The organism is Desulfovibrio sp. 1188_IL3213 (assembly GCF_036763145.1).
In the GTDB taxonomy this organism is placed as follows: Bacteria; Desulfobacterota; Desulfovibrionia; order Desulfovibrionales; family Desulfovibrionaceae; genus Desulfovibrio.
Genome location: NZ_JBAIYR010000002.1, coordinates 32,501 through 49,975 on the forward strand (window position 1 = coordinate 32,501; position 17,475 = coordinate 49,975).

General features: G+C 53.1%; 15 protein-coding genes, 1 tRNA gene and 2 pseudogenes (1 of these 18 running past the window's edge). 15 read left to right on the forward strand and 3 right to left on the reverse strand.

The features are described from left to right. The 8 genes and pseudogenes from V6C16_RS00360 to V6C16_RS00395 form a co-directional block, all read left to right on the forward strand. On the forward strand, positions 1 to 610 hold the 3' portion of the coding sequence (locus tag V6C16_RS00360) for an ERF family protein (protein ID WP_333534966.1). It extends 92 nt beyond the left edge of the window; 610 of the gene's 702 nt are visible here — the last part of the coding sequence; the start codon falls outside the window, past its left edge; the stop codon is at positions 608 to 610. Positions 611 to 678: 68 nt separating this feature from the next. Continuing rightward, entirely contained in the window at positions 679 to 1,842 is a 1,164-nt protein-coding gene (locus tag V6C16_RS00365) for a hypothetical protein (protein WP_209819094.1), read from the forward strand. Between the two features lie 133 nt (positions 1,843 to 1,975). Further along, positions 1,976 to 2,197 carry an AbrB/MazE/SpoVT family DNA-binding domain-containing protein gene (locus tag V6C16_RS00370; protein ID WP_096152631.1) on the forward strand — a complete coding sequence of 74 codons (222 nt, stop codon included), beginning with the start codon at positions 1,976 to 1,978 and terminating at the stop codon, positions 2,195 to 2,197. A gap of 2 nt (positions 2,198 to 2,199) precedes the next feature. Then, positions 2,200 to 2,628 (forward strand): putative toxin-antitoxin system toxin component, PIN family, encoded by a 429-nt coding sequence (locus V6C16_RS00375; protein WP_209819096.1) that lies wholly within the window; start codon positions 2,200 to 2,202, stop codon positions 2,626 to 2,628. A 69-nt stretch (positions 2,629 to 2,697) separates the two neighbouring features. Further along, positions 2,698 to 3,690: pseudogene (locus V6C16_RS00380) on the forward strand (AAA family ATPase); the annotation flags it as partial. A gap of 369 nt (positions 3,691 to 4,059) precedes the next feature. Continuing rightward, a complete protein-coding gene (locus V6C16_RS00385) occupies positions 4,060 to 5,097 on the forward strand; it encodes a DUF3150 domain-containing protein (RefSeq protein ID WP_333534964.1) in 1,038 nt (345 codons plus the stop codon). A gap of 4 nt (positions 5,098 to 5,101) precedes the next feature. Further along, positions 5,102 to 6,733 carry a cobaltochelatase CobT-related protein gene (locus V6C16_RS00390; RefSeq protein WP_333534963.1) on the forward strand — a complete coding sequence of 544 codons (1,632 nt, stop codon included), beginning with the start codon at positions 5,102 to 5,104 and terminating at the stop codon, positions 6,731 to 6,733. 231 nt (positions 6,734 to 6,964) lie between these two features. Further along, positions 6,965 to 7,117: a hypothetical protein gene (locus tag V6C16_RS00395; RefSeq protein WP_333534962.1), complete on the forward strand. Its 153-nt coding sequence runs from the start codon at positions 6,965 to 6,967 to the stop codon at positions 7,115 to 7,117. Positions 7,118 to 7,371: 254 nt separating this feature from the next. On the opposite strand, the gene V6C16_RS00400 is transcribed toward V6C16_RS00395, so the two are convergent. From V6C16_RS00400 to V6C16_RS00405, 3 genes and pseudogenes are all read right to left on the reverse strand, one after another. Next, positions 7,372 to 9,141, reverse strand: coding sequence for a site-specific integrase (locus V6C16_RS00400; protein ID WP_333534961.1), 1,770 nt, complete (start codon positions 9,139 to 9,141; stop codon positions 7,372 to 7,374). An 18-nt stretch (positions 9,142 to 9,159) separates the two neighbouring features. After that, positions 9,160 to 9,408: pseudogene (locus V6C16_RS14895) on the reverse strand (DUF6538 domain-containing protein); the annotation flags it as partial. Positions 9,409 to 9,567: 159 nt separating this feature from the next. After that, positions 9,568 to 9,652: transfer RNA gene (locus tag V6C16_RS00405), tRNA-Leu, on the reverse strand. A 118-nt stretch (positions 9,653 to 9,770) separates the two neighbouring features. On the opposite strand from V6C16_RS00405, the gene V6C16_RS00410 reads away from it, so the two are divergent. From V6C16_RS00410 to V6C16_RS00440, 7 genes are all read left to right on the forward strand, one after another. After that, the gene (locus V6C16_RS00410) at positions 9,771 to 10,826 is read left to right on the forward strand and encodes a DUF1786 domain-containing protein (protein WP_333542707.1); all 1,056 of its coding nucleotides are present in this window, start codon (positions 9,771 to 9,773) and stop codon (positions 10,824 to 10,826) included. Between the two features lie 85 nt (positions 10,827 to 10,911). After that, positions 10,912 to 12,210, forward strand: coding sequence for a phenylacetate--CoA ligase family protein (locus V6C16_RS00415; RefSeq protein WP_333536657.1), 1,299 nt, complete (start codon positions 10,912 to 10,914; stop codon positions 12,208 to 12,210). Positions 12,211 to 12,222: 12 nt separating this feature from the next. Beyond that, positions 12,223 to 12,825, forward strand: coding sequence for a DUF456 domain-containing protein (locus V6C16_RS00420; RefSeq protein WP_333542708.1), 603 nt, complete (start codon positions 12,223 to 12,225; stop codon positions 12,823 to 12,825). A 1-nt stretch (position 12,826) separates the two neighbouring features. Next, positions 12,827 to 13,579 (forward strand): RNA methyltransferase, encoded by a 753-nt coding sequence (locus V6C16_RS00425; RefSeq protein WP_333542709.1) that lies wholly within the window; start codon positions 12,827 to 12,829, stop codon positions 13,577 to 13,579. Positions 13,580 to 14,102: 523 nt separating this feature from the next. Beyond that, positions 14,103 to 16,133 (forward strand): methyl-accepting chemotaxis protein, encoded by a 2,031-nt coding sequence (locus tag V6C16_RS00430; RefSeq protein ID WP_333535255.1) that lies wholly within the window; start codon positions 14,103 to 14,105, stop codon positions 16,131 to 16,133. Between the two features lie 156 nt (positions 16,134 to 16,289). Continuing rightward, entirely contained in the window at positions 16,290 to 16,655 is a 366-nt protein-coding gene (locus tag V6C16_RS00435; RefSeq protein WP_333535256.1) for a hypothetical protein, read from the forward strand. A 385-nt stretch (positions 16,656 to 17,040) separates the two neighbouring features. Further along, positions 17,041 to 17,475, forward strand: a 435-nt coding sequence (locus V6C16_RS00440) for a DUF4372 domain-containing protein (protein WP_333542710.1), incomplete at its 3' end; no start/stop codon positions are given.

Consider the following 17,475-nt stretch of genomic DNA (forward strand, 5'->3'; position numbering starts at 1 on the left):
AAACCCATTCACCAAGAGTTGGTACGCCAGTCTCAACAGTGTCATGGACGCGTGCCGCAACGCGCTCATCGAAAACGGCATCTGGATGTGCCAGTATCCTGTACCTGTGGAGCAGTCCAACTTTTTAGGACTGGTTACCAAGCTGACGCATGCAGAATCAGGGCAATGGCAAAGCTCTCTTGCCGTGGTTCCTCTGCCGAAGGCCGATCCACAGGGCATGGGATCGGCAATAACATACGCCCGACGCTACGCTCTAACCGCCATGTTGGGCATGGTAACTGAAGATGACGATGGCGAAGGGGCAAAAAATGGCAAAAAATCGCCCATACGTCCCAAACTGACCGTGAACGCCCCTGAATCACAAAATGCGCGGCAATGCGAGCCATCTACCACACTCAACATTTCAGGCCCCCCAAATCTTCCGCCAGCAAGCCTTGAAAATCTCCCGCCGCTGGAAGGCGTCACCTACCAGCAAGTTACCGCCCAGGACGGACGGCCTTGCATCATTGCCACCGGCAACACGCAGGCAAAAAAGGAATTACTTACCGGTTCGGGCTTCCGTTGGAACCCGCAGAGAAAATTGTGGTGGAAGTATGTCGATGCCGCATAACAATAATCAAAATACCGAGTGAGAGGGCTGCCTGATGGCGGCCCTTTCGCTTTTATGGAGACTAAAGCATGGAACAGATGGACCGCACGGAAGGATTGAGGGCGTTAATAAGGCAGGGCCTGCAAGCCGTGGCCCACAAAGACACACTTGCGCATTTGGGCGACCGCTCCAGCTACATTGGTATGAGCGACATCGGTCAGCACTGGGAATGTCCACGGGCTGCACTGGCCAGAAAGGTGCTGCCCACCACAAACAGCCTGGAGCGTCTGCTTACGCTGCAGCGCGGGCACTGGTTTGAGTCCGGGGTTGGGCAAGCTCTAGCATCGCTGGGCCTGCATGTATTGCCCCAGCTTGAGATCAACTGGCAGCATCAGGGCGTGCCCATTAAAGCCCATCTTGATTTTGTGCTGGTCTGGGGCGCGCCCGTCAATGCAATACGCATTCTGGAAGTGAAGAGCACAGACAAACTACCTGCTTTGCCTCACGATTCCCATCTGCTGCAACTACATGGGCAGATCGGCCTGCTAACAAAAGCATGGAGCAAACCCGTGTTCAGCCTTCGTGCTGAGGACGGTGCGCTTCTGCATGAGAAAATGACATTCCCTCAACTTTGTCTTGCCCATCTTGGCCTTCCGTTGCCCAAGCAAGCTGAGGAACTGAATATGGAAGCCTGGCTGCTCTGCCTTTCTATGAAGGAGGTAAAGGCGTTCGGCCCTTATGGTTTCAATCAGGCCATGTTGGATACGGCCCTTGACCATGCGGTCCAACTCTGGGGCGACCTCACGGCCCACCGTGCCGGGAATTTGTCCCTTTCACAGGTAACCTGCGCCCAAGGTTTTTACCCAATCTGTTCCTACTGCGAATATAATGGCGATTGCCCCAAATTCCCACAGGGAGTGCAGATGCCGCAATGGGAACCGGCACTTGAAAAGCTGGCGGCCCTCAAGGAACAGCGCACGGCTTTGGATAACGAAATCAAAGAAATGGAGACGGTGCTTAAGCTGGTTCACCGGCAGTCTGGCACACGAGATTGGGTAGACACGGGAAACTACCGATTCCGCATGTCAGTGGCAGCAGGGCGCAGCACGCTTAATCGCGAAGCCCTACATGAAGAACTGACTGCCATCTTCCGCTTTGAAGGCTTGGGTAACATTGACGTAGATGCCTTGCTTGCCCGCTGCGAGCGCGTTGGCTCTCCTTTCGAAAAATTAAGTATTTCACCTATAAACTGAATCTGGAGAAACAAACTCACAGAGCGCGATAACGCAAGGAGGATAAGCTGAGAACCACGTAGCTTGACAAATAATTTGCAAGACGTATCCTTTAATCACGGATTCTTTACTCTAGCGAAAAAAGGAGGCCGCGATGCTTGCCAAACTTACCTCTAAGAATCAGCTTACGCTTCCAAAGGCCATTGTGCAGCAGATTGACCAGCCCGAATATTTCGATGTGTCGCTGGAAGATGGTCGCATAGTCCTCACGCCCATGCAGGTACGGCCAGTTGACGCCGTACGCAACAAACTAGCGGCTCTTGGCATCAGTGAGCAGGATGTAACGGATGCTGTCCAGTGGGGGCGTAGAGCATAGCTATGGCCCCTCGTGTAGTTTTAGACACAAACTGCCTTGTTTCCGCGCTTATTTTCTCAAAGGGAAGAATAGCTGAGCTCCGTCAAATATGGCAGACTGAAGGAATCATCCCTGTAGTTTGTCGTGAAACCGTCACTGAATTGATCAGGGTGTTAAGTTACCCAAAGTTCAAGCTGGAACCCCAAGAAATTGAGAGTTTGCTCGCTGAATTTCTGCCCTGGGCTGAGACTTTCCCACTTGAAATTCCTCTTGAAGAAGTTTCAGAACTTCGTGACAGGGATGATGCAGTCTTCATTCATTTAGCAAAAGCAGCCAATGCCGCTTTTCTAGTGTCTGGGGATAAACACTTATTAGAACTGCGGCATATATTTCCAGAACTGCAAATAACAACCCCCGCAGAGCTTTTAAGGCATATTTCAAAACATAACTAACAGTCATTATAATAAATTTACAGGAAGGCGTACCCATGAGGGTGCGCCTTTCTGTTTTTGGAGGCAATAATGAAAGGCACGAATATTTCTGAACTTGACTCTCTTCAGCCCACCGACCTTAATGCCGGTCAAGTTTTCAGCGGCAAGCCCTCTGGCACCACGGTCAGGGGCTATGCCGTTCCTTCGGCCTACACCCCGGCAATTGATCACGACTATATCTTCCATGAGTCGAGCCGCGACATGGTGGTCTGGTTCGTAAATCTTCAAGGGGCACAGGGGGCACATGAACCGCTCTATGTCTTCGGCCCCACAGGTTGTGGCAAAACAAGTTGCATCAAACAACTGGCAGCCAGGCTCAACTATCCGATCTTTGAGGTCACCGGCCATGGGCGGCTGGAGTTCGCCGATCTGGTGGGGCATCTGACGGTCAAAGACGGCAATATGACCTTTGAATATGGCCCTCTTGCCCTTGCCATGCGGTATGGGGCAGTTCTGCTGCTTAATGAGATCGACTTAACCTCACCAGAAATAGCCGCTGGCCTGAACAGCGTTTTGGACGGCTCCCCCCTGTGCATTGCAGAAAATGGGGGTGAAATTATCCAGCCGCACCCCATGTTCCGTTTCGTGGCCACGGCCAATACCAATGGCGCTGGCGATGACACGGGCCTGTACCAAGGCACACAACGCCAGAATCTCGCCTGGCTCGACCGCTTCACCATCTGCGAAGTGGGCTACCCTGATGCAACTGTGGAGAAAAAGCTGCTGTCCCAGCGCTTCTCTTCGCTGCCCGAAACGCTCTGTGCCACTATGGTGGACTATGCCAATGAAGTCCGCAAACTGTTCATGGGTGAGGCATCAACCGGCAACCTCACCAACACCATAGAAGTCACCTTCTCCACGCGCAGCCTGCTGCGCTGGGGGGATCTGACCGTGCGCTTCCAGCCTCTGGCCCACCAGGGCATACAGCCTGTCACCTATGCCCTCGACCGTGCCCTGGCCTACCGCGCCAGCCGCGAAACCCGCGCCATGCTGCACGAGCTGGCTCAGCGTATGTTCCCGCAGCAGATGGAAGGTGAGTCCCCCCAAACCGTAACGGCAGAAATTGAAATCCTGCAAGGCGAGCAAGCCCTACGCTTCATGCGCGGCCATCTGCACCACACACCCACGGTGGCCAAGCCCCTCGTCCATCTTCAGGTAGTCCACAACCTTTCTGGCAAAAAGCAGGACGGCAAGTTCTGGATCGGCGAGGCTAGCCCTGTGGGCCTCACGCTAAAGTGGGGCAAGCCGGACACCGTTGGCCAGCAGCACTTTATTCCCGCCGAAAACTGTGAGGGCAACAATTCCGTGATGGAGCTTGAAGCACGCGCAGAAAAGAAAATCAAAGAAGGCTACTCCCTCAATACAACAAAAAGCTCATTCTAGGAGGCTACCATGACTCAGCTTGTTTCTGATATCCGCATTTTGGACAATTTGCTGGCCCTTAACCTTAACGTCAGCTTATGGTCAGCCCGGCGCAAAATGAGCCAGGAAGACCTGGGGGGTGCGGAACTGCCCCCCGAAGATCTGGCTTCTCTGGGCTCAAAGCGCATTGCCGACCCGGAAAACCTCAAGGTGTTCGGCACACTCAAAGCCCGCGCCTTCAACTACCTTGACCGGAACGGGGTGCGGTTCATGTCTGGCTGGGCCATTCCCGAAGAAAAGGCCGGCGAAATCGTGCAGGAGCTGCTTAACATCCGCACTGAATTCCAGAAAGAAAAGGAAGCATTTCTGGCTGACTATGACCAAAATGTGCAGGCATGGATTGAGAAGCACCATCAGTGGGGCGAAATCATTCGTAACTCCCTTGTGGGGTCTGAATATGTCCGCGCCCGCATGGATTTCCGCTGGCAGTTGTACAAGGTGGCTCCGCTTGAGCAGCACACAGACAACACCGCTGTGCTGGAAGCCGGTCTAGCGGAAGAGGTGCAGGGCCTCGGCGGCACACTGTTTGATGAGGTGGCCAAGTCGGCTGACGATATCTGGCGCAGGGTTTATCACGGCAAGACGGAGGTAACCCACAAGGCGCTTTCACCGCTGCGTACCCTGCATGCCAAGCTCACTGGCTTGTCTTTCGTAGAGCCGCATGTGGCCCCGGTAGCTGACATCGTGCAGGCTGCACTGTTGCGCATGCCCAAGAAGGGCAACATCACCGGTACAGACCTGCTACTGTTGCAGGGACTGGTCTGCCTGCTCAAAGACAGTACGGCTCTTGTGGGCCACGCCCAGAAAGTAATTGAGGGCTACGGCCCGGCATTTGTGCTGGATGCCCTGTTGGCTGGTCCGGACGTTATCCACGAGCCGGACGGCCTTGCTGGACAGATGGATGGCTCCATGGATGGGAATATGGACGATGAACCCATCCTGCCTGAGATTCCCGTGGCTGACAGCGCTTTGCCGCATCCTGCCATCCCCAGCCTTGGTCTGTGGTGACGCCATGGTACGCACAAAAGACGTTCTCAACTGTCTGCCCCTGCTGGCGTCCATCCTTAGCGACCGCTATGGCGTGCAGGTACGTATTGGCGGCAAGGAAGCCTGCACCAACGGTAAAGTTATCCATCTGCCATCGTTGCCCATGGATTGTGAGCCGGAATTATTGGCTCTGGCCAAGGGGTTCACAGACCATGAGGCTGCCCATATACGGCACACAGATTTTAGCGTGCTGAAAGCGGCAAACCTTGATCCTGTGACCTTCAACCTGTTCAACTGCCTCGAAGATTGGCGTGTTGAAAAGAAGCTGTCGGGTATTTTTCCAGGTTGCCGGAGAAACCTAAACTGGTTGATACGACGATTCTTTGTAGAGCAAGCACAGCCAAGGGCCGGGGACGATTCCCCGGCCCTTGTTACTTTGGATTATGTGCTTCTGACGGTGCGGGCCTGGGATGTAGATGAAGTAAATCCGGCACGCCAAAACGCAGCGCGCATCATGGAGCAGCACTTCCCCAGTTTGAAAGAGGCTCTGGATGCTATCCTAGTGAAGGTCTACATTCATTGTCCAGATACGGCGGCAGCAGTCGCATACGCACGGCAAATCGCCCTGTGCATCCGGCAGTGGGAACCGCCTCAACCAACTGCAACCACCAAATGTACGGATAAAAACGGTCAGGGTGACATGCCCCCGCTGACAAAGGAGGACACCGATTCTGCCTCACAAATTGACCAGCAATCTGATCTGGTTCAACCGCCAAGGGCTTTTAGTGCTTTACCGCTTAAAGCCCTATTTCATGCGGAGGTACAAGACTTACCCCAGAATCTTGGGGAAATCATAGCGATTGAGCTTGCCAATAGCAGCGCAGAATCCGCTGGTGACGCACTGACCGTGGCCGTGGAAGGCACTCGACAAGCAGCACCCTTGCCAGCAGGGCAGAAGCTGCAAGCCCTTCAGACCAGCATTGCCCTGCGCACTCGCCTTCAGGGCTTTCTGCAGGCACAAACCCAAAGGCGTTGCAGTATCGGGCGTAGAGGGGCTCTGCACGCCAATTCGCTACACCGCCTGCAGGTCGGCAATGCTCGTGTTTTCCAAAAAGAGTCTGTGCAACTGGGCCTCAATACGGCTGTCCATGTCCTGCTGGACGTAAGCGGCAGCATGGCTGGCGCACCGATTAATCTTGCCAATCGGGCCTGTTTTGCTGCGGCAACCGCGCTGAGCCATATCCGTGGCGTGAACCCTGCAGTAACAGCTTTTCCCGCAGTCACGGAAACCAATTCAGTATTCCCCATCATGCAACACGGGCAGGCGGTGCCAGATTTGTTCGACCTTCGGGCTTCTGGAGGGACCCCCCTAGCGGGGGCCGTGTGGTGGGTTTTGCAAACCATGTTGCCCCTCAAAGAGCGGCGCAAGATAATTCTGGTTATCACTGATGGCATGCCAGATAACCAGTTGGCTGCAAACAATGCCATCGGGGTGGCGCAAAAACTTGGCCTTGAAGTTTATGGTCTTGGCATACGAGATGAACACATCATGCATCTGCTGCCGCACACAAGCAGGGTGGTCAACGATTTACCTGATCTGGTGCCAGCAATGTTTGCAATGCTGCAAACTGCATTGCTCAAGGGTTGTGCGGTATGATGGTCCCCCTCGATTTTAGCCCTAGGTGCCGGACGGGGTTATTCAGTTTCTTTGTGTTTAACAAAAAACGGCGCATCCCGCGCTGCTAAAAGTAGTGGAGGCTTCATGAATTATACTGGTTGGATTGCAGTTGCCATAGCTGTTTTGCAAATTGTCAAAGAAAGTATGGATGATTAGGCAGATAGGAGGTTGCTCTTATCTTTCGCAATATCACAACTAAATGGAGCCCTTATGAGTAAGACATGGGTATTTATCGGCGGAGCGCTAGCAGGGATAATCGGCGTATTCACTGCAGCGGCGGTGGCCGTAGAATTGGATAACAGGAAAGCCGGCCAAGAGATTGAAGACGAGCCGGAAAAATTGGAACTGCCCGAAGGAGGATAGAAGCAGGGGGCTACAGACAGAAACCTTATGGGAAGCGGGAATATTCTCGCTTCCCTGTCTTTAAACGATGAAATCGTTGATTACTCTCCAAAACAAGTTGGTATTTGAGGGTTTCAACATTTTTAAGGCAAAAAAACGAAATAGGTGATTTTTTTCTTGTATAAGGCTTGCTCAGTATCTGAGACGGATACATTTTACGATGTGTTTGCAGTTTGTTTGTCTTCGGCCTCTGTTAGGCAGCAGTTATGTGACTGTTATTGTAAGCCATAATTTATGAGAGAAATTAATTTGTCGTAGCATTCTTGCGGAGTAAATCTGCTTCCATAGCGACGTGCTGCGAGCGTTTCGTGCGTGTGGCCAAAGACTTGCTCAAATATGGGGGTGTGCATCATTTTTTTCTTGAAAAAGTCGCTGAATGTATGGCGCAAAGAATGAAATGTCTTTTTTCCTTCAATGCCTAGGCGACGAATAAACGGGCCAAAATCCTTGCTGATGATTTTGGCATACTGTTTTCTCTCCCCAAGAGCCTTGAGATCCGGGAACAAACGAACTCCAGCTTCTTTCATTTTTGCATGATACTGTAGAAAACCTAATTCTTGTAGGTGATTGTGTAATGGAATAATACGGCTTGCATTCGCTGTTTTAAGTTTTTTGTCTTCAAGACCGCTGTCATCCGGCCGGTTGTTTATGTCAACCACCCATAGGCCATCAATCTGATACACATCAGCACAATGCAGTTGACAAATTTCCTCAACTCGCATGCCTGTATACAAACCTATCCATGGAACCCAGTATTTCGAGGGGGTTGTGCTTGTTTTATATGATTCAAAACGACTGCTCTTGAAAATTTTCTTTAAGTCATCAAGGCTAAAGGCTTCTCGAGAGTCAATTTCTGAAATTTTTTCTTTTATTGTAAGCTTTGTGGCAAGATTTTTTTCTAAGTATCCCTCTGTTACAAGCCAATTAAACATCGCAGAAACATCAACAAGATATGTATTTATCGTTTTTTCTTGCAGTGTATGTTCATGATGCATGCCAACAATTTCTTGTATCGTTTTATCGCGTAAATCTTTGCGTTTTGTGAAATTAGGTGGAAGTTTCATGAGTAATTCGCGAAAGTTACGAAAATCATCACGAACATACATATCAATAGGCTTGTCAGTGATTGCTTTAATGAAAAGCTCAATATGTTTTTTCAGCTCAGGGGTATAACGTTCATTTTTTTTGCCATCTGAAACTTTAGTTTGCAGATAACTATCTAAAAATACTGAGAGTGTTTTAGTTTTTCTTCGTTCCAAGCGATCTTTTTTTGTTGGCGTGGCGATATATGCCGGTTCTATCGTCTTTGGGTATTGTTCATGCGGGAGTGATAACAGATGGTGTTCTTTTGAGTAGTCACTACTTAACCTTGCAAGAAGAGCATCATAGTATTGTACAGAAAATTTGCAGTATTCATTAACTATTTGAAGATAATTTTTCTCTGAAATTTCTTTTCGGTCAAAAAGAGTCAACGAAATAAGTTGCTCAAGAAAGTCGGATGCTGCCAGGCAGAGTAAAGGGGGGGAGTCAATGGCCGCACGGCACTGTTGCTGTATGGCCATGTATAAGAATTTTGTGCTTATCCCCATGTCTTTTGGGGTATGCATATCGAAAAGAGACTGTTTCAGCTCTCTGTTTTCTAACTGAGTGCGTGAGTCGGGGTTTTGCGCATCACTTTCTAGTGCGTAACGGAAATAGCCCGCAAGGCGCTTTTTGATGTCACCAAAAGAAAGTACGCAGTCGGCAGAGCTATTTTTTAAAAATATGGATAAGCGTTCCTGCGAGAATTCTGGTAGAGCCATGCAGGGGAACTGCATGTTTAAGGGGGCAGCAACTTCCTTCAGTGTGTAATCATGCCCATGGGCATTTAACCATGAGTGAAGGGCATGTACTGTCGTAGGATAATCGACCACCGGCTCCACAAAATCAGGAGTTTTGTTGTGTATGTAATCTCGTAATTTTGACATGTCATCAGGGCTAACCATCGCTTTCTCCTGAAAAAGCCTATGAATGGAGATCGTCGCAAGGGCTGATTTGCGTTTAGCTTCCTTAAGGCTGTCGGTATGAAGTGATAGCCGGATTTCTTTACAAGAACACCGGGATATGTGCCTTTGAGGAACCCTAAATCGAAAGTAATACGTTTTTTCACGCAAATAAAGATATGAAGGCAGGCGTTCTTTAACAGCCTTAAGCGGAGAGGCTTGTCGTGGGGATGGAGTGGGGGGAAGCTGATGTGAAATTGACGCTGACATAGCATTCTCTCGCACAGTTTTGTGGCACAGTTTGTGGCACAGGTTTGTGTGACAGTATGAGGCCTGTTGGCCATACTGGCGAGATTTGAAAATCAGCTTCTGAAAAACAAAGGAGGTTACAGCGTGTTACTGTAACCTCATGCTTTGTTTGCTTATTTATGGTGCCGAGGGCGGGACTCGAACCCGCACGAGAATCCTCACTACCCCCTCAAGATAGCGTGTCTACCAGTTCCACCACCTCGGCGCGAAAAAATGAATTAGCGCATTGTGCTGGTCTTGGCAAGCATTTTTTTAAAAAATTTGCCGGGGCTTGCGCTTACGGCTTGTTGCGAGTAACTTCAGGCGCTCACTGGAGACTGCCAATGGACGAAAGCGTACATAAATTTTTGCGCAGTACAGGCCCTGTACTGTGTGTGGATATCGGCAGCGGCACTCAGGACGCATTGCTGGCCCGTCCGGGCCTTGAGTGCGAAAACTGGCCGCGTTTCGTATTACCCTCGCCAGCCCGCATGGTCGCCCAGCGCATCCGCGAACTGACGCTGCTGCGGCGTGACCTGTGGCTGTATGGCGGCAATATGGGCGGCGGCTTCAGCCAGGCTGTCAAAGAACACCTGAGGGCCGGTTTCAAGGTGTGGTCTACTCCGGCGGCTTCGCGCGGCATCCACGATCGTGAGGATGTGGTGCGTGGCATGGGGGTGGAGTTTTGCACCGTCTGTCCTGAAGGCTGCGTTCCTGTTTTTCTGTCGGATTACGCCCCGGACTTCTGGGCCGGGCTGTTGCGCATGTCCGGTCTGCCGCAACCGCATATGGTGCTCGCGGCCGCTCAGGATCACGGCCATCATGTGGAGGGCAACCGGCTGGGCAGAATGCTCATGTGGAACCGGCTTCTTGCCGAGTCTGCCGATCCTGCATCCTGGATATATTCCACGCCGCCTCCGGCGCTTACGCGCTTGCAGCCCCTGCATGACAAAACCGGAGGCCCTGTGGCCGATACCGGGGCCAGCGCCCTGCTTGGCGCGCTGTGCGACAGCGAGGTTATGGACCGCAGCTTCCGCGAGGGCATAACCGTCATAAATGTGGGCAACGGTCATACTGTGGCGGCTCTTGTGTATAAAGGGCTGGTGCGCGGTATTTACGAGCACCACACGGGCATGCGCAGCCTGGAACAGTTGCTGGCGGATCTGGAACAGTTCCGCAAACACTGGCTGCCTGCCGAAGAAGTGCAGGCCACGGGCGGTCACGGCACGGCCTTTGGCCCGTACTGTGAAGAGGCCGGGGGCTACCTGCCTACCTTTATTACCGGTCCAAGGCGTGCCTTGCTGCAGGGCCACGGGCGCTTTTTGGCGCCGCACGGCGACATGATGCTGGCCGGCAGCCTGGGGCTGCTGTGGGGCTGGGCGCGCACGCATGCCGATTGATTTTCAGGCGCAGCCCGCCGCCTGATCCGGTCCGGGGGGATGGCCTCCGACAGTTTTGACAATGCTCCAGAAGGTGAGGAGAGGCATGGAAGTTTTTGACCCCGCGGAACTGTGGAGCCGGGAGCGCATTGAGGAAACCCAGCTTGTCCGGCTGAAAAATACGGTGGCTCAGGCCCGCAAATGCGACTTTTACCGGCAGCGCCTCGACGAGGCGGGCATCGGCCCGGATTCTTTGCGCAGCCTTGATGACTTGCGCCGCATTCCCTTCACCAGCAAGGAGGACCTGCGCACCCAGTATCCCACCGGCATGCTTTGCGTGCCTCAGGCCGAGATTGTGCGCATGCACTGTTCAAGCGGCACCACGGGGTCGCCCGTTGCCATCTGTCATACGCAAAACGACATTAATTCCTGGGCCGACCTTATGGCGCGCTGCATGCACATGGTGGGCGTGCGCCGTGAAGACGTGTTTCAGAACATGTCCGGTTACGGGTTGTTCACGGGCGGTCTGGGCATTCATTTCGGGGCCGAGCGTCTGGGCTGTCTGACCATCCCCGCAGGCGCGGGAAACTCGCGTCGCCAGATCAAGCTGGCTAAGGATTTTCGCACCACGGTGGCGCATATTCTGCCTTCCTATGCGCTTATCCTTGGCGAACATCTGCGTAATATGGGCGAAGACCCGCGTACATTCCCCCTGCGCATCGCTTTGGTGGGCGCAGAACCGTATACCGAAGAATTTCGTCGCCGTATCGAAGGTCTCTTCGATATGAAGGCGTACAACTCTTACGGCCTTTCCGAAATGAACGGGCCGGGCGTGGCTTTTGAATGCCTTGAGCAGAGCGGCATGCACCTTTGGGAAGACGCCTATATTCCTGAAATTGTGGATCCGGAAACAGGGCAGCCCGTACCTGATGGCGAAGTGGGCGAACTGGTCATGACCTGCCTCTGCCGCCAGGGTATGCCCATTCTGCGCTACCGCACCCGCGACCTTACCCGTTTTCTGCCCGGCGCATGCGGCTGCGGGCGCATGCACCGCCGTATGGACCGTATCCTCGGGCGCGCGGATGACATGTTTATCATCAAGGGCGTCAACATTTACCCCATGCAGATTGAGCAGGTCATCATGACCTTCCCCGAAGTGGGGCAGAGCTACCTGATTCTGCTGGAAAACGATGGCATCGGCGATGTCATGCGCGTGCAGGTGGAAGTGCGCGACGAATTTTTTGTGGAAGACATGCGCGTTCTCCAAAGCTTGCAAAAAAACATTGCCCAGCGCCTGCGTGATGAAATCCTCATCACACCCAGGGTTGAGCTTGTGCAGAGCAACAGTCTGCCGCGTACCGAAGGCAAGGCCGTTCGCCTGCAAGACATGCGTGCAAAAAAATAACCCGGACCCCGTATGGATTTTTTGCCCTTTCCCCTGGCCAGCCTGCTGGCGGGCGCCTTCATAACCCTGCTGGGTTTTGTACTTTTGCTCAACGTCTTTGGCCTGCCCGCCAACTGGGTTCTGCTGGGCCTCGTGGCCCTGTGGAAGATGGCGCACCCAGCCTCGGACGCCATGAACGTCTGGTTCTGGGTCATAATGATAGCTCTGGCGCTTGTGGGCGAAGCCCTGGAACTGGGCATGCAGATCGTCAAGGCCAAACGGTACGGCTCAAGTTCGTCAGGCACTTTTGCGGGCATGATCGGGGCCATTGCCGGGGCCATTTTGCTGGCGCCGCTGTTTTTTGGCCTCGGGGCGCTCATTGGCGCGGTGGCGGGCGCGTGGACCGGCTGTTTTGTAATGGAAATGCTCAAGGGCCGTCCCTTGGGCGAATCTCTGGATGCGGCCTTTGGGGCCATGGTAGGGCGCTTTTTAGGCACAGTGTGCAAGTGCGGCGTTGGCGGGGCCATGCTGGCTCTGGCGGCGAGCCGCATATGGCCCCAAATGCCGACGCAAACGCTGCCGGGTTCTTCCGATCCGCTGCAATTGGTGCTGGCCCTGGCCGGAGGCGTGTGCTGATATGACTTCCCTGCTTGACGGACTGGACATTGTTCTGGTCAAAACCCGTTTTCCTGAAAATATCGGCATGGCAGCGCGGGCCTGTGTGAACATGGGCTGCTCGTCGCTGCACCTTGTGGACCCCGAACGGTGGGACAAAGAAAAGGCCCGACCCCTTGCCACGCCCAAAGGACAGGACCTGCTGGACGGCATAAAGGTGCATGCTGATCTGCCGGCGGCCGTGGCTCCTGTCACTCTGGTGGTGGGAACCACCGCGCGGGTGGGGGGCTGGCGTCAGTCCCTGCTTTCGCCCGGCCGGGCCGCTGCGGATGTGGCAGAAGCTCTGGCGCGCGGCGAAAGGGTGGCCCTTGTTTTTGGCCCGGAAGACAGGGGCCTGAACAATGAGGAAATAACCCATTGCCATAAGCTTGTGACCATACCGACCGATCCTGCGGCCAGTTCGCTCAACCTTGCGCAGGCCGTACTGCTGCTTTTGTATGAATGTGCCGGTGCCGTGCGCAAGCGGCCCAAAGTCGATACCCAAAATACAGAAGAAGCCCACCCCGGCGGAGCCAGGCAGGTGACGGCGGCAGAGCAGGAACGCCTGATGGAATCCCTCAAGGACATGCTCTTGCGCCTTGATTATCTGCACGGCGATAATCCCGACTATTTTATCATGCCCTGGCGGCGGCTTTTTACCAGGGCCGGCTTGCGGCGGCACGAGTATGATGCCTTGATGGGCCTGTGCCGTCAGGTGCGCCACAAAATGGGCTGATCCTGCCCGGTTTTCCTGTTCACTGTTTTGCCCGCCGACACAACGTCGGCGGGCTTTTTTTTTGCTGAAGCAGGGCGTACCCGCAGGGCGCTGCTGCAAAGCGCCCCACCGGCATGCCATGCTCGGCGCTGGCGGAGCAGCGCATGCTGCCAGCGCCGCCGTAATTCCTGTGGTTTGCCGGGCCTTGCCTTGAGTCGATATTTCATGGAGTTGCGTAAGTGCGGCCATATTTCTGTTCGTTTTTTTATCTATCCTTTTGACTCCGGCAATAATGCAATTTATAGTCTTGTCTAAACAATTATCTCCACCAGACGATATGATGTTAAAAGGCACCACATATCAGGATGATTTATGATACCTGACAATTTTTGTCTTGTTTCTGATGTTGTTACGTGCTTTTTGCACATATATTAATAAGGAGCCGCCTTTGTAACAATCTTTACTCTGCAGCGTGTATCTCCAGCGTGTTTTTATAGAGGCAACGAACATACTTTCAAGATGCCGTAAGCATGAGGAGTGGCAGATGCGTTTGAGCCTTACCCACAAATATGTCGGATCTTTGTTTGCAGCTCTCATTACCTGTTGTGCCGTTGTTTTGTTTGTATCCATCTACTATATGAAAAAGCCGATGGATGAAGAATTGCGCAACAGCATACACCGCATGCAGAATATCGTTCACTCCGCCAATGAGATGACCATACAGCGCTTTGCCCAAAATGCCGCCTTTATTGCCGCCAATGAGCGGCTGGCCCGGGCCATGGCCTATAAGGATCATGATGAGGTTTTTACCCTTGCTGAAAAGGCCATGAAAATGGCCGGATCAGACTTTATGTCTGTAACGGACGCCCAGGGTATCGTTATTGCGCGGGGGCATTCCAAGAGCAAATACGGCGACAGCATTGCCAAGCAGGAAACCGTTGCCAAGGCCATGCAGGGCGTTCCGGCTCAGGCTGTGGTGACCGGGCCGCTCAATCCTTTCACGCTACGCGCATCGCAGCCTGTTTTTTACGAAGGGCAGCTGGCGGGAACCATATCTATCGGCGTTTCGCTTACCACTCCTGACTATCTGGACTGGCTCAGCCAGCTTGCCGGGGCTGCGGTCACCATTTTTAAGGGCGATACGCGCATCATGACGACCATTGTGTCTGACAACAAGCGTGCCGTGGGTACAAAGCTTGAAGCGCCGAACGTCATTGATGCCGTGCTTGAGCGCGGCGAAACGGTTTTTGTGCAAAACACCATTCTTGGTGTTCCCTATCAGTCAGCGTACTGGCCGGTGAAGGCCGCCGATGGAAAGATTGTGGGCATGTGGTTTACGGGGGCGCCCATAGGCGAACTGAAAAAACTTGAAAATGAGGCTGTTGTCACTGCCGTTTCCGTGGCCGCCGCCCTGCTGCTGGTACAGCTGGGCATTTCGGTGATTGTTGGCCTGCGCGTAAGCGCGCCGGTACGCAAGATAACCAGGTATGCCCTTGATGTGGCCGATGGCAAGCAGGACAGCGTACTGACGGTGCGCGGCTCGGACGACATGGGCATGCTGGCCGATGCCTTGCGCCATATGGAAAAAAACTTGCGTACGCTGGTGTTTGAGGCGGCGGAAAAAGCCCGAGAAGCCGAAAGGTGCGGCGAAGAGTGCAAGGTCGCCATGAATGAGGCAGAGCAGGCCAAGACACGGGCGGAACAGGCCCGGTGCGACGGCATGTCAAGCGCTGCGGCGCGCATTGAAGAAGTTGCCGTCAGACTTGGCAATTCGGTTTCAGACATTGCCGAGCAGGTGGAAAATACCGATCTTGCCCTGAACCGGGCTGTGGAGCGGCTTGCCGAAATAGCCTCGGCCATGGAAGAAATGAATTCCACGGTGACTGCTGTTGCCCACAATGCGGGCGGCGCTGCGGACATTTCAGATGCGGCGCGCAAGCTGGCAGAAGCCGGTTCCGGCGTGGTTTCGCAGGCCGTATCCAGCATTCAGCAGGTGCAGCAGCAGTCGATGGGCCTCAAGGGCGGCATGACCCAGCTTGACGAGCACGCCAGGGCCATCAGCCGCATTATGAGCGTTATTTCGGATATTGCCGACCAGACCAACCTGCTGGCGCTCAATGCGGCCATTGAGGCGGCCCGTGCAGGCGATGCAGGGCGAGGATTTGCCGTTGTGGCTGACGAGGTACGTAAACTGGCGGAAAAAACCATGACATCCACCACAGATGTGGGCGATGCCATCCGGGCCATTCAGTCCAGCGCGGCGCAAAGCATCCAGCAGGTTGATGACGCCGTGGACAATATCTCTGTTGCCACGGAATATTCCAATAAATCCGGCCAGTCGCTGCAAGAGATCGTGGGCATGGTGGACAAGACCGCAAACGAAGTGCGCGCGATCGCCACGGCCAGCGAGCAGCAGTCTGCCGTAAGCGACGAGATCAACAAGTCCATCAGTGATGTAAACTATCTGACCAGCAATACGTCGGAATCCATGAAGGTGGCCCTGCGTGAGCTTGATGAACTGCGCCGGCAGACGCAGAGTCTTATGGACCTGGTGGAAAACCTGAAAAAATCCTGACCGTCTCTCTGAGACTGGCGCGATACAGTAAGGCCGCGATTCCTTTTCGGGGAGTCGCGGCCTTTGCTGTGCTCTGCAGACATGGTTGCAAACGGCTTTTATGTCATGAAGATATATATTTTTAGTTCGTTACCGTGAAAGGACGGCAGTTTTGAAATGCTCAGCCTCGCTGGGATCGCCTGCTTTGCAGGCGGCAGGGCAGTTTGCGAAGCTGCACCAAAGTTTCGGAAGGGCAGGGGGCAAAGACCGTCCGGCCGGATGCACCGGGCAACGGCGGTGCGGTGCAAGGGCAGCGGCGTTAAGATGTCGGCTTGCTCTTCAGTAACGGGCTGGCGAACTGTAGCACTGCACCGCGCCGGGCATGACCGGCTGTGGATCGTAGGACTGCAAAAAAACATCCATCATAAATTTTTTTTCACAAAATGGAAAAAATTTATCATTTTATTTAATATTATCAAAAAGTTAAATGTTATTTTTATGTCGGATATTTGCTGTATAAAGACTGTGGCTATTTTTGACTAAATCTTTTAGTATATTGTATTTATTAATAGAAGTTTACTTAAGAATGTATACGGATTGGCTGCTGTGAAATCTTGGTTTGCTTTCTGCTCTATTTATTTTTAAGTTCGTGCCGAAGAATATAGTAATGCTGAATATGCCCGCCTTGTTGTTGATAAAATCAATGGCGGTTTTTTGAGATGTGTGGATAGGCAGCGTGAAGGCTCTGGCCGTTACGGCGAACTTTACCCTTTTTGTAAAACAATGCTTTGCCTTACGGCAACTTGCAGTGTTTTATGAATAATATATATTTTCATTGCTGTCCGGCTAAGGGGTAACAAAAAAGTCCAAAATCTCAGCAGTATGTGGTATAAGAAGTTACCACAACAACTTGCCACACAAGGAGATTTTGGACTTGAGCCATCATACTACACTCTTCTCTCAACTGCTATCCCTGATACCGGGACATGTTTTTGAAAAACTCGAACGCAAGCACAAAACTGGCCGCTCTTCACGCCAATTTGGATTCAAGGAGCAATTCACCGTCATGGCCTTTATCCAACTCGCTGCAAGGCGCTCTTTACGCGATGGGCTTCGCGCCTTGGAGGCGGCCAAGAGACGGCTGTATCACCTCGGCTTGAAATCAGTAGCGCGTTCCACGGTTGCCGATGCCAACAATTCAAGGCCTGTGGAATTTTTCAAAGACCTGTTCGCTGAAATGTATGGCCTGTGCCATCTTCGTGCGCCTCGTCACAAATTCCGCTTCAAGTGCAAGCTGTACAGCATGGACGCCACCACCATCAGCCTATGCCTGTCCATCTTTCCCTGGGCGTCGTTCCGGCGG